This is a genomic window from Streptomyces spectabilis (genome assembly GCF_008704795.1).
Classification (GTDB): domain Bacteria; phylum Actinomycetota; class Actinomycetes; order Streptomycetales; family Streptomycetaceae; genus Streptomyces; species Streptomyces spectabilis.
This window is the reverse complement of the sequence record NZ_CP023690.1, coordinates 5298669-5311856: the sequence shown is the minus strand read 5'-3', so window position 1 is coordinate 5311856 and position 13188 is coordinate 5298669. Positions and strand designations below refer to the sequence as shown.

Sequence of the window (13188 nt, the reverse complement as noted above, 5' to 3'; positions counted from 1 at the left end):
CTTCTTCACTCGGGGGCCCGTCCGCCGCCGGGCCCGCCGCTACGCTAACCGACCATGAAAATCGCTTTCGTGGGGAAGGGCGGCAGCGGCAAGACCACGCTGTCCTCGCTCTTCATCCGACACCTCGCCGCCACCGGCGCACCCGTCGTCGCGGTGGACGCCGACATCAACCAGCACCTCGGCCCCGCGCTCGGCCTCGACGACGAGCAGGCCGCCGAGCTGCCCGCCATGGGCGCGCGCCTGCCGCTGATCAAGGACTATCTGCGCGGCGCCAACCCGCGCATCGCCTCCGCGGAGACGATGATCAAGACGACGCCGCCCGGCGACGGCTCCCGGCTGCTGCGGCTCCGCGAGCAGAACCCGGTGTACGACGCCTGCGCGCGGCCGGTGGAACTCGACGGCGGCGCCGTGCGTTTGATGGTCACCGGGCCGTTCACCGAAGCCGACCTCGGTGTCGCCTGCTACCACTCCAAGACCGGAGCGGTGGAGCTGTGTCTGAACCACCTGGTCGACGGCCGTGACGAGTACGCCGTCGTCGACATGACCGCGGGCTCGGACTCCTTCGCCTCAGGGATGTTCACCCGCTTCGACATGACGTTCCTCGTCGCCGAGCCGACCAGGAAGGGGGTCTCCGTCTACCGCCAGTACCGCGACTACGCACACGACTTCGGCGTGGCCCTGAAGGTCGTGGGCAACAAGGTCCAGGGCCAGGACGACATCGACTTCCTGCGCGAGCAGGTCGGCGACGACCTCCTGGTGACCGTCGGGCACTCGAACTGGGTGCGCGCCATGGAGAAGGGCCGCCCGCCCCGGTTCGCCCTCCTGGAGGACGCCAACCGCAGCGCCCTGCGGACGCTTCAGGACGCCGTCGACGCCACGTACGAGCACCGCGACTGGGACCGGTACACGCGCCAGATGGTCCACTTCCACCTGAAGAACGCGCAGAGCTGGGGCAACGCCAGGACCGGAGCCGACCTGGCGTCCCAGATCGACCCCGACTTCGTCCTGCGCGAGGAAGCGGTCGCCACGGCCTGAGGGACCCGCGCGACCGCCACCGCCCGCGCGTCCCGCGGACCCCTACCTCTTGGCCGGTTCAGCCCCCGGGACCCCCTTGGGTGCCGGAGCCGGGCGGGCCGAGAGGAAGGCGGGCCAGCCCTCCTTGGGGGCCTTGCCGACGCCCAGCTCGGTGAGCTTGGCGAGGACCTTCGGGTCCTGGGCGTCCAGCCAGTCAGCGAGCTGCCGGAAGGACACGCACCGCACGTCCCTCTTGGTGCAGACCCGCTCGATGGTCTCCTCGATGGCGCGCATGTACGTGCCGCCGTTCCAGGATTCGAAGTGGTTGCCGATGATCAGGGGCGCGCGGTTTCCGTAGTAGGCGCGGTCGAAGCCCTTCAGCAGGCCGTCGCGCATCTGGTCGCCCCAGTACTCATGCCGGGACGGGTCGCCCTGGGAGGTCGAACCGGACTGGTTCACCATGAAGTTGTAGTCCATGGTGAGCGTCTCGAAGCCGCGCCCGGGGACGGGGACGAGCTGCATCGACAGGTCCCACAGACCCTCCTTCTTCTCGGGCCAGAGCTGGTTGTTCACACCGCTGGTGTCGTAGCGGAAGCCCAGTTCGCGCGCCGCCCGCATGAAGTTCGCGCGGCCTTCGAGACAGGGGGTGCGGGCGCCGATGAGCTCCTTGTCGTAGTCGAAGGGCAGCGGCAGCGCGCTCTTGAGGCCCGTGTTCGTCTTCCAGGCCTTCACAAAGGACTTGGCCTGCCGGATCTCGCTCTTCCAGTCGGCGACGGACCACTCGTCGACGCCCCGGCCCGCGCCGCAGAAGTGGCCGTTGAAGTGCGTGCCGACCTCGTTGCCCTCCAGCCAGGCGCCGCGGAGCTGGTCCACGGTGTCCTTGATTCCCTGGCGGTCGTTGAAGCCGATGTCCGAGCTGCCGGCCAGGTGCTGGGGCGGTTTGTAGAGCGCGCGCTTCTCCTGCGGAAGCATGTACACACCGCTGAGGAAGTAGGTCATGGTGGCGTTGTTGCGCTTGGCGACCTTGCGGAAGTGCGAGAAGAGCTTCTGGCCGTCCTCGCCCGCGCCGTCCCAGGAGAAGACCACGAACTGCGGCGGCTTCTGCCCCGGCCTCAGCCGTTCCGGCCGGGGCAGCAGCGGCTGCTTGCCGGTGAACGCGGTGGAGCCGTCGCCGATCATCCGGACCGGCGACTTGGGCGCGGCGGCGCCCGGCGGCTTCTTCGCGCCGTGCGCGCCCTCGCGCGCGCTCTTCTTCGTGTCGGACGCGCCACTCCCGCACCCGGCCAGGGCCGCTACGCAGACCACGAGGGCGGCGAGCCCGGCCGCGGCGGCAGTCCTCTGGTTGGCGGCCATCCGCCCACCTACTTCCGTACGAATTGGGACAGAACCCGAGCAACTTCGCACAGGGGTACGGAAGCCTTGTTACGACAAGCCGATGAATAGGGTTATTCACTCATTGGGATGATCGGTTGCCCCATTTGCGTCGAAAATCCTGCCGTGACCTTTACTCTGCATTACGATTCGTTTACCGAGAGTTGAGTCATCCCGCCGCTGCAACGCCGTGACCCACGGCCGCGACCCGCCCTCCGGCAGCCCGTCGGAGGCCCACCTGTTCCGCGACCGCGCCGCCCCGGAGGAGACGGGAAAATGTCTGCCAGCGTCCCCCCACGCGCCACCGACTCGGCCCCAGCCGCAAGCGCCCGGCAGCCGCACGCGCCACCGCCGCGCCGCGCCTTCCGCATCGCAGGCGCCGACCTCTCCGCGTCGATCGCCGTGTTCCTGATCGCCCTGCCCCTGTCCCTCGGCATCGCCCTCGCCACCGGGGCGCCCCTCCAGGCCGGCCTCGTCGCCGCGGCCGTCGGCGGCATCGTCGGAGGCCGCCTCGCCGGCTCCCCGCTCCAGGTCAGCGGCCCCGCCGCCGGGCTCACCGTCGTCACCGCCGACCTCATCCAGCGCTACGGCTGGCGCACCACGTGCGCGATCACCGTCCTCGCGGGCATCACCCAGGTAGGCCTCGGCTGTCTGCGCGTAGCTCGCACGGCCCTCGCCGTCAGCCCCGCCGTGGTGCACGGCATGCTCGCCGGGATCGGCGTCACCATCGCCGTCGCCCAGCTCCACATCGTGCTCGGCGGCACCCCCCAGAGCTCAGTGATCGACAACCTCCGCGGCCTGCCCGCCCAGCTGACCGAGCTGCGCCCGGCGGCCCTGTCGATCAGCCTCCTGACACTTCTGCTGCTGCTCCTCTGGCCGCACCTGCCCGGACGCGCGGGGCGCGCCGCGCGCGTGCTGCCCGCACCCCTGGTGGCCGTCGCCGCCGCCACGGCGCTCGCCGGCTTCGCCGCGCTGCACCTCGACAAGGTCGACCTGCCGTCCTGGCGCAGCCACGCGCTCGCGGGACTGCCCGAAGGGCCCACGCTCGGCCTGGTGGCGGCCGTGCTCACCATCACGCTGGTGTGCAGCGTGCAGTCGCTGCTCGGCGCGGTCGCCATCGACAAGCTCACGTCCGGCCGCCCGGACTCGCCCCCCGGCGTGGGCCGTTCCGACCTCGACCGCGAACTGCGCAGCCAGGGCGCGTCGAACATCCTCTCCGGAGCGCTCGGCGGCCTCCCGGTCGCCGGAGTCGCGGTCCGCAGCGTGGCGAACGTGCGCGCGGGCGCCGTCAGCAGGAACTCCACGATGCTGCACGGCGTTTGGGTAGTAGTGGCCGCCCTGCTGCTCGTGCCCGTCCTGGAGCTGATCCCGCTCGCCGCCCTCGCCGCCCTCGTCATGGCCGTCGGCATCCAGATGGTCAGCCTGAACCACATCCGTACGGTCACCCGGCACCGCGAGATCCTGGTCTACGCGGTCACCACCCTCGGCGTGGTCGTGCTCGGCGTCCTCGAAGGGGTCGCGCTCGGCGTCGCCGCGGCCGTGGCCGTGGCCCTGCACCGCCTCGCCCGCACCCGCATCACCTGCGACGAGGACACGGAAGGAGTCCACCACATCCACGTCCGGGGCCAGTTGACGTTTCTCGCGGTGCCCCGGCTCAGCCGCTGTCTGCACCACATCCCCCACCGGGCCCACGCCGTCGTGGAGCTGGACGGCTCCTTCATGGACCACGCGGCGTACGAGACGCTACAGAGCTGGCAGGACGCGCACGCCGCGCACGGCGGCACGGCCGAGATCACCGGCCGGGGCGGCCAGCGGATCGCCGAGCCCGCGCGGATCGCCCACTGCAGCTGCCGCCCCTGGACTCCGTGGCGCAACCACAACTGCGAAGCGCCCCCGCAGCCCTCCGGGAGCGACCACCACGGCCACCCCCACCACCAGCACGAACTGGCCCAGGGCATCAGCGCCTTCCAGCAGCACACGGCCCCGCGCGTGCGTGGCGAGCTGGCCCGGCTCGCGCGCGAGGGCCAGCAGCCCGTGCAGCTGTTCCTGACGTGTGCCGACTCCCGGGTCGTCACCTCCATGATCACGTCCAGCGGCCCGGGCGACCTCTTCGTCGTACGGAACGTGGGCAATCTGGTGCCGCTGCCCGGCGCCGAGAGCGGCGACGACTCGGTCGCCGCCGCGATCGAGTACGCGGTGGATGTCCTGAAGGTCAAGTCCATCACCGTGTGCGGACATTCGGGCTGCGGGGCGATGCAGGCGCTGCTCAGCTCCCCGCCGTCCGGGGCGCAGACGCCGCTCAAGCGGTGGCTGCGGCACGGCCTGCCGAGCCTGGAGCGGATGGCGGCCTCCAGCACCGCCGAGCCGCCCGGCAGGATCGCCCCGCGCCTCGCCGGGCGGGCGCCCGCCGACGCGGTGGAGCAGCTCTGCCTGACCAATGTGGTCCAGCAGCTGGAGCATCTGCGGGCCCACGAGGCGGTCGCGCGACGCCTCGCCGAGGGGACCCTGGAGCTGCACGGGATGTACTTCCACGTCGGCGAGGCCCAGGCCTATCTGCTGGCCGAGGGCCCCCGCGGCGCACCGGACACGCACGGCGGCGCGCACGGCAGTGAGGGCGGCGAGGGCGGTGCGGCCGACGGCGGCAAGCCCCTGCCGCACGAGGTGTTCAGCCAGGTGCGGCCGTCGCCCCGGGCGGAGGCCACACCGACGGGCTGAGCACGACGGCCTCCCGCCGGGCGGGAGGCCTCGCCCTCGCCCTTCAACGCCTGAGCGCCCTGAGCGCCCTGAAGCATCCCGAAGCGCCCCTCAAGCACTCTCGCGCACCCTCAAGCGCACGCAAAAGCGCTCCGACACGCCCCTACGCGCCCCGGCGCGCCCCCTATGCCGAACACCCCCGACCTGCCACCCTCTACAGGTCTAAACCAATTATCGGCAAGCCCTTGTCACCAGGGCCGGGTGTCTGATGAGCTGTGGCTTGGGACACAACGGACACCCTGAGAAAGGGAGATGTCGTGAGTAACGAAAGCCTGGCCAACCTCTTGAAGGAGGAGCGTCGCTTCGCGCCGCCGGCCGATCTGGCCGCGCGGGCCAACGTCAGCGCGGAAGCGTACGAGCAGGCCAAGGCTGACAGGCTCGGCTTCTGGGCCGAGCAGGCCCGTCGGCTGACCTGGGCCACCGAACCGACCAAGACGCTCGACTGGTCGAACCCGCCGTTCGCGAAGTGGTTCGAGGACGGCAAGCTCAACGTCGCGTACAACTGCGTGGACCGCCACGTCGAGGCGGGCCACGGCGACCGGGTGGCCATCCACTTCGAGGGCGAGCCCGGCGACAGCCGGGCCATCACCTATGCCCAGCTGAAGGACGAGGTGAGCCGCGCCGCCAACGCCCTGACGGAGCTGGGCGTCGGCAAGGGCGACCGGGTCGCCGTCTATCTGCCGATGATCCCCGAGGCGGTCGTGGCCATGCTGGCGTGCGCCCGCATCGGCGCCGCGCACTCGGTGGTCTTCGGCGGCTTCTCCGCCGACGCGATCGCCGCCCGCATCAAGGACGCCGACGCCAAGCTCGTCATCACCGCCGACGGCGGCTACCGCCGGGGCAAGCCGTCCGCGCTGAAGCCCGCGGTCGACGAGGCCCTGGGCCGTGTGGAGGGCGTCGACAAGGTCCTCGTCGTACGGCGCACGGAGCAGGAGGTGGCCTGGACCGAGGGCCGCGACGTGTGGTGGCACGACGTGGTCGGACGGCAGTCGGCCGAGCACGCCCCGGAGGCCTTCGAGGCCGAGCAGCCGCTGTTCATCCTGTACACCTCGGGCACGACGGGGAAGCCGAAGGGCATCCTGCACACGTCGGGCGGCTATCTGACGCAGGCGTCGTACACCCACCACGCGGTCTTCGACCTCAAGCCGGAGACCGACGTCTACTGGTGCACGGCCGACATCGGCTGGGTGACGGGCCACTCGTACATCACGTACGGACCGCTGTCGAACGGCGCGACGCAGGTGATCTACGAGGGCACCCCGGACACCCCGCACCAGGGCCGCTTCTGGGAGATCGTGCAGAAGTACGGGGTGACGATCCTGTACACGGCGCCCACGGCGATCCGTACGTTCATGAAGTGGGGCGACGACATCCCCGCGAAGTTCGACCTGTCGTCGCTGCGCGTCCTCGGTTCGGTCGGCGAGCCGATCAACCCCGAGGCGTGGATCTGGTACCGCAAGCACATCGGCGGCGACAACTGCCCGATCGTGGACACCTGGTGGCAGACCGAGACCGGCGCGATGATGATCTCGCCGCTTCCGGGCGTGACCGAGACCAAGCCGGGCTCCGCCCAGCGCGCGCTGCCGGGCATCGCCGCGACCGTCGTCGACGACGAGGCGAACGAGGTGCCGGACGGCGGCGGTGGCTATCTGGTCCTCACCGAGCCGTGGCCGTCGATGCTGCGCACCATCTGGGGTGACGACCAGCGGTTCATCGACACGTACTGGTCGCGTTTCGAGGGCAAGTACTTCGCCGGGGACGGCGCCAAGAAGGACGAGGACGGCGACATCTGGCTGCTCGGCCGGGTCGACGACGTGATGCTCGTGTCCGGGCACAACATCTCCACCACCGAGGTGGAGTCGGCGCTCGTCTCGCACCCGTCGGTCGCCGAGGCGGCGGTCGTGGGCGCGGCCGACGAGACCACGGGACAGGCGATCGTGGCCTTCGTGATCCTGCGCGGCACGGCGAACGCCGAGGACGAGGGGCTCGTCGCGGAGCTGCGCAACCACGTGGGCACGACCCTCGGGCCGATCGCCAAGCCCAAGCGGATCCTGCCGGTGGCCGAGCTGCCGAAGACCCGTTCCGGGAAGATCATGCGGCGCCTCCTGCGGGACGTCGCGGAGAACCGCCAGCTCGGCGACGTCACCACGCTCACGGACTCCTCCGTGATGGACCTCATCCAGTCCAAGCTTCCGGCTGCCGCCAGCGAGGACTGATTCCCTCGTCGGTCGGCTGCGGGTTGTTCGTGGCTGGTCGCGCCCACGCGGCGTAGCCGCATATCGACACAGCCCCGCGCCCCTTTGGGGCGCCCCAAAGGCACCCGGCGCTCCGCGCGCCGGGTGCCTTTTCGCGCCTGCCGGGCGAGCCTTTTGTCCCTAAAGTGGCTTTCGCCGGATACCCCCGTCGCACGCGCGTCCAAGCGATTAGGTAAGCTAAGGATCAACGTCAACAACGCGACAAGAATCGCAAGGTGCGCCGGGAAGTCTGGTCGGCATGTGCTCAGCCCTGCCTACCGACCGGAGGTCGACTCCCGTGGCCGCGCCCACCCCCAGCAACCGCAAGTTCCTCGGACGCCTCTCCCTGCCCGAGCGCACCTTCGTCGCCAACGCGCTGCGCACCGAGACCGTCGGCGGCGTCCTACTGCTCGTCGCCGCCGTCGCGGCCCTGATCTGGGCGAACACCCCGCTCAAGGACAGCTACGCGAGCGTACGGGACTTCCATCTGGGCCCCGGCTCGCTCGGTCTCGACCTGTCCCTCCAGCACTGGGCCGCCGACGGGCTGCTCGCGGTCTTCTTCTTCGTCGCCGGGATCGAGCTCAAGCGCGAGCTGGTCGCGGGCGACCTGCGCGACCCCAAGGCCGCCGCGCTGCCCGTCATCGCCGCGATCTGCGGCATGGCCGTACCGGCGCTCGTCTACACGCTGGTCAACACCGTCGGCAGCGGCTCCACGGACGGCTGGGCCGTGCCCACCGCGACCGACATCGCCTTCGCGCTCGCGGTCCTCGCGGTCATCGGCACCTCGCTGCCGTCGGCCCTTCGCGCCTTCCTGCTCACGCTCGCCGTCGTCGACGACCTCTTCGCGATCATGATCATCGCGATCTTCTTCACCAGCGATCTGAACTTCGCCGCGCTCGGCGGCGCCGTCATCGGCCTCGCCGTCTTCTGGCTGCTGCTGCGCAAGGGCGTGCGCGGCTGGTACGTCTACGTGCCGCTCGCCCTGGTCATCTGGGGCCTGATGTACAACAGCGGCGTCCACGCCACCATCGCCGGTGTCGCCATGGGCCTGATGCTGCGCTGCCACCGCGAGGAGGGCGAGGGGCACTCCCCCGGCGAGCACATCGAGCACCTCGTACGCCCCGTCTCCGCGGGCCTGGCGGTGCCGCTGTTCGCCCTGTTCAGCGCCGGGGTCGCGGTCTCCGGCGGCGCACTGGGCGACGTCTTCACCCGGCCCGAGACGCTCGGCGTGGTCCTCGGCCTGGTCCTCGGCAAGACGGTCGGCATCTTCGGCGGCACCTGGCTCGCCGCCCGCTTCACCCGGGCCGAGCTGAACGACGACCTGGCCTGGCCCGACGTCTTCGCGGTCGCCTCGCTCGCCGGGATCGGCTTCACCGTCTCGCTGCTCATCGGCGAACTCGCCTTCAGCGACGACCCCGCCCTCACCGACGAGGTCAAGGCGGCGGTCCTCGTCGGCTCCCTGATCGCGGCCGTGCTCGCCACCGTCCTGCTGAAGCTCCGCAACCGCAAGTACCGCGCGATGTGCGACGACGAGGAGCGCGACGAGGACCTCGACGGCATCCCGGACATCTACGAACAGGACAATCCCGATTACCACTTGCGGATGGCGGAGATCTACGAGAAGAAGGCCGCCGAGCACCGCAGGCGGGCGGAAATGTCGGCCGGATCGGGCGATCCGGACCACCGTCCGGCATGATCTGTCCAGAACCTTCCGCGCGGCGCCGGTCCCCGGGCGGCAGGATTGCGCACGCTGACCGGCAGACAGAGAAATGAGGAGTACGCGATGAGCGCACCCGACGGTCCCGTCGGCACCGAACGCAGCCTCGGCCAGCTCGTCTCCGCGGCGAGCAAAGAGATGTCGGAGCTGGTGCACGACGAGATCGCGCTGGTCAAAGCCCAGCTGACGCAGGACGTCAAGCGTGGTGCGATCGGCAGTGCCGCGTTCATCGCGGCCATTGCCGTCCTCATCTTCTCGCTGCCGATGCTGAGCTTCGCCCTGGCCTACGGCATCCGCACCTGGAGCGGCTGGAACCTCGCGATCTGCTTCGTGCTGTCCTTCGCCGCGAACGTCCTGGTGGCGGGCGTGCTCGCTTGGATCGGCGTGATCTTCGCCAAGAAGGCCGCCAAGGGCAAGGGCCCGCAGAAGGCCGCCGCCGCGGCCAAGGAGACGGCCGCCGTGCTGCAGAACGTCAAGCCGCATCCGCGCCCCGTGACCCCCGCGAAGAGCGCTCTTGAGCTCGAGAAGGGTGAGCGGGCCGACGCTGTGGCACGCTCGACTCCATGACGGACCCCGCCAATCCCCCCCAGCACGCCTCCGCGACCGCGTCGGCCGTACGCATCGACGGACCCTGGACGCACCGGGACGTCGCCGCCAACGGCGCCCGCTTCCACATCGCGGAGCTCGGTGACGGGCCGCTGGTGCTGCTGCTCCACGGCTTCCCGCAGTTCTGGTGGGCCTGGCGGCACCAGCTCGTCTCGCTCGCCGACGCGGGCTTCCGCGCGGTGGCGATGGACCTGCGGGGCGTCGGCGGCAGCGACCGCACCCCGCGCGGCTACGACCCGGCCAACCTGGCCCTCGACATCACCGGCGTGGTGCGCTCCCTCGGCGAGCCCGACGCCGCGCTCGTCGGCCACGACCTGGGCGGCTACCTCGCCTGGACGGCCGCCGTGATGCGGCCCAAGCTGGTGCGCCGCCTCGCCGTCACCTCCATGCCGCACCCCCGGCGCTGGCGCTCGGCGATGCTGCGGGACATGAAGCAGACCGCCGCCGGGTCGTACGTGTGGGGCTTCCAGCGACCCTGGGTCCCGGAGCGCCAGCTCATCGCGGACGACGGCGCCCTGGTGGGCCGCCTGATGCGGGACTGGTCCGGGCCGCGCCTCCCGGACGACGAGGCGGTGGAGACGTACCGCCGCGCGATGTGCATCCCCTCGACGGCGCACTGCTCGATCGAGCCGTACCGCTGGATGGTGCGGTCCATGGCGCGCCCCGACGGGATCCAGTTCAACCGGCGCATGAAGCGGCCGGTGCGGGTGCCCACGCTCCATGTGCACGGATCCCTCGACCCGGTGATGCGCACCCGCAGCGCGGCCGGTTCCGGCGAGTACGTCGAAGCGCCGTACCGCTGGCGGCTGTTCGACGGCCTGGGGCACTTCCCCCACGAGGAGGACCCGGTGGCCTTCTCCAACGAGCTGGTGAGCTGGCTGAAGGACCCCGAGCCGGACCGCTGACGCCCCCGCCCGACCACGGCGTCACCCGAATGCGGGAACGCCAGTCCTACGAACGCCAATTGCCTGGCGCATAGGCCAATTGGGGCCCCTGTGCGCGGTTACCGACCTTGAGGCACGGGCACACGTCCGGGTATGGGCTGGACGCACGACTACAGTGACGTAGCACGCAAGCGCCGCACGGCCACCGTGGTGAACGGCCACGAGGGGGGCGGCGGCCCGCGCGAACAGGGCTACCCGGAGCACTCGGCATCCGCACAGGCCATCGGCATCCCGCGCATCCTGCGGCGCCGCGCGCGCTGGGTCTCGGCGCGGTTGCGGCACACGCGCGACTAGCGTTCCGCTGGGAGGCGCGGCGCGAAATCTGCGGGCCGTCTGTGGCTGGTCGCGCCCACGCGGCGGAGCCGCACATCGACGTAGCCCCGCGCCCCTTCGGGGCGCTCCTGTATCGCACCCCTAGAGCGCGCACCCCTGGCTGTCGACCTCCTGGTTGGCGGTGCGGCCGCGCTCGATGTCCTCGCGGATCTCGTCCGCCGTCAGGGCGTAGCCGGTGTCGGGGTCGTCGAGGGACTTGGCGAACACGACGCCGTAGACCTCGCCCTTGGGGGTGAGCAGCGGTCCGCCGGAGTTGCCCTGGCGGACCGTGGCGTACAGCGAGTACACATCGCGGCGGACCGTGCCCCGGTGGTAGATGTCCGGGCCCTTGGCCGTGATGCGGCCGCGGACGCGCGCGGCGCGCACGTCGTACGGGCCGTCCTCGGGGAAGCCCGCCACGATGGCGCTGTTGCCGCTCACGGCGTCGCCGGAGGCGAACTTCAGGGCGGGGGCGGGCAGCGAGGGCACGTCGAGCACGGCGATGTCGCGCTCCCAGTCGTAGAGCACGACCTTGGCGTCGTACTTCTCGGCCTCACCGCCTATCTGGACCCTGGGCTCGTCCACGCCGCCGACCACGTGCGCGTTCGTCATGACGCGGCGCGGGGCGAAGACGAAGCCGGTGCCCTCGAGGGCCTTGCCGCAGCTGTGCGCGTCGCCGCTGACCTTCACGATGGAGCGCTTGGCGGTGACGGCGACCTGGCTGCGGGCGAGCTTCGGGTCCGGGGGCGGGACCTCCTTGATCGGCTCGTTCGAGAACGGGCTGAAGACCTGCGGGAAGCCGTTCCTCGCGAGGACCGAGGAGAAGTCCGTGAACCAGGTGTCGGCCTGGCCGGGCAGGGCGCGGTCGATGCCGAGCAGCACCTTGGAGTTGCGGACCTCCTTGCCGAGCGTCGGCAGCGTCGTGCCCGCGAGGAGGGAGCCGATCAGCCAGGCGACCAGCAGCATCGCCACCACGTTGACCAGGGCGCCGCCGGTGGCGTCCAGGGCTCTGGCGGGCTGCCAGGTGATGTACCGGCGCAGCTTGTTGCCCAGGTGGGTGGTGAAGGCCTGGCCGACGGAGGCGCAGACGATCACCACGACGACGGCGATCACCGCCGCGGTCGTCGTGACCTTCGCGCCCTCGTCGGTCATGGCGTCCCAGACGACGGGCAGCAGATACACCGCGACGAGACCGCCGCCGAGGAAGCCGATCACGGACAGGATGCCGACGACGAAGCCCTGGCGATAGCCGACGATCGCGAACCACACCGCGGCGAGCAGCAGCAGGATGTCCAGCACGTTCACCGATTCAGTCCTCGCCTCGCATGAATCGCCGCCTCGCGGTCGCCGTCGCACGCCACGCCCCGCGTGGCCGCGCCCGTCCTCGGCCCCGGTGGCCTCGGTCCCCGCAACCTTGTCATGAGCCCCAGTCGAGCGGGACGCGGCGGTCCCTGTCCCAGGGGCGCTCCCACCCGGCGAAGTGCAGGATCCTGTCGATGACCCCGGCGGTGAACCCCCAGACCAGAGCGGACTCCACGAGGAAGGCGGGGCCCTGGTGACCACGGGGGTGCACCGCCATCGCGCGGTTCGCCGGGTCCGTGAGGTCGGACACGGGCACGGTGAAGACCCGGGCGGTCTCGGCCGGGTCGACGGCGAACACCGGGCTCGGCGCGCGCCACCAGCCGAGGACGGGGGTCACGACGAAATCGCTCACGGGGATGAACAGGCTCGGCAGCACCCCGAAGAGCTGGACGCCGCGCGGGTCGAGCCCGGTCTCCTCCTCGGCCTCTCTGAGGGCGGCGCGCAGCGGCCCCTCGCCCCGCGGGTCCCCGTCCTCCGGGTCCAGGGAGCCGCCGGGGAACGACGGCTGCCCCGCGTGCGAGCGCAGCGAGCCGGCCCGCTCCATGAGCAGCAGCTCGGGCCCCCGCTCGCCCTCTCCGAAGAGGACGAGCACGGCGGACTGCCGCCCGCCGCCGCCTTCCGGGGGCAGGAACCGGCTCAGCTGATCGGGCCGCACCGTGGCGGCCGCCCGCACGACGGGGTCGAGCCAGGAGGGCAGGCCCTCGGTGGTGAGGGGGGTCCGGCCGTGGTCTTGGGGGGCGGAGGCGGCAGGCCCCGGGGTGTCCCGGGGGGCGGTGGCGCCCTGCGCGCGGGAGGCGCCGACGGCCTGCGCGCGAGGGGCGTACGGCTGCCGCGCTCGCGGGGCGCCCGGGGCGGGGTGCGTCTGGGCGCCGCC

General features: G+C 71.4%; 10 protein-coding genes. 7 read left to right on the top strand and 3 right to left on the bottom strand.

The annotated features are described in order from the left end of the window. Positions 1-54 precede the first annotated feature (54 nt). Complete coding sequence (locus CP982_RS23255) at positions 55-1035, top strand: ATP-binding protein (RefSeq protein WP_150512296.1); 981 nt, start codon at positions 55-57, stop codon at positions 1033-1035. 42 nt (positions 1036-1077) lie between these two features. On the opposite strand, the gene CP982_RS23250 is transcribed toward CP982_RS23255, so the two are convergent. After that, the gene (locus CP982_RS23250; protein ID WP_150512295.1) at positions 1078-2367 is read right to left on the bottom strand and encodes a polysaccharide deacetylase family protein; all 1290 of its coding nucleotides are present in this window, start codon (positions 2365-2367) and stop codon (positions 1078-1080) included. Positions 2368-2661: 294 nt separating this feature from the next. On the opposite strand from CP982_RS23250, the gene CP982_RS23245 reads away from it, so the two are divergent. The 6 genes from CP982_RS23245 (at position 2662) to CP982_RS23220 (ending at position 10934) form a co-directional block, all read left to right on the top strand. Then, complete coding sequence (locus CP982_RS23245) at positions 2662-5100, top strand: bifunctional SulP family inorganic anion transporter/carbonic anhydrase (protein WP_150512294.1); 2439 nt, start codon at positions 2662-2664, stop codon at positions 5098-5100. Between the two features lie 254 nt (positions 5101-5354). After that, positions 5355-7355: an acetate--CoA ligase gene (acs, locus tag CP982_RS23240; RefSeq protein ID WP_150512293.1), complete on the top strand. Its 2001-nt coding sequence runs from the start codon at positions 5355-5357 to the stop codon at positions 7353-7355. 277 nt (positions 7356-7632) lie between these two features. Further along, the gene (nhaA, locus tag CP982_RS23235) at positions 7633-9069 is read left to right on the top strand and encodes a Na+/H+ antiporter NhaA (RefSeq protein WP_150512292.1); all 1437 of its coding nucleotides are present in this window, start codon (positions 7633-7635) and stop codon (positions 9067-9069) included. Between the two features lie 87 nt (positions 9070-9156). Further along, a complete protein-coding gene (locus CP982_RS23230; RefSeq protein ID WP_150512291.1) occupies positions 9157-9657 on the top strand; it encodes a phage holin family protein in 501 nt (166 codons plus the stop codon). Next, complete coding sequence (locus tag CP982_RS23225; protein WP_150512290.1) at positions 9654-10601, top strand: alpha/beta fold hydrolase; 948 nt, start codon at positions 9654-9656, stop codon at positions 10599-10601. Before CP982_RS23230 ends, CP982_RS23225 begins: the two co-directional genes overlap by 4 nt. Before the next feature lie 132 nt (positions 10602-10733). Continuing rightward, positions 10734-10934, top strand: coding sequence for a hypothetical protein (locus tag CP982_RS23220; protein ID WP_150512289.1), 201 nt, complete (start codon positions 10734-10736; stop codon positions 10932-10934). A gap of 120 nt (positions 10935-11054) precedes the next feature. On the opposite strand, the gene CP982_RS23215 is transcribed toward CP982_RS23220, so the two are convergent. Then, the gene (locus tag CP982_RS23215) at positions 11055-12257 is read right to left on the bottom strand and encodes a MarP family serine protease (RefSeq protein ID WP_150512288.1); all 1203 of its coding nucleotides are present in this window, start codon (positions 12255-12257) and stop codon (positions 11055-11057) included. 112 nt (positions 12258-12369) lie between these two features. Next, entirely contained in the window at positions 12370-13011 is a 642-nt protein-coding gene (locus CP982_RS23210) for an NUDIX hydrolase (protein WP_150515657.1), read from the bottom strand. Positions 13012-13188 lie beyond the last annotated feature (177 nt).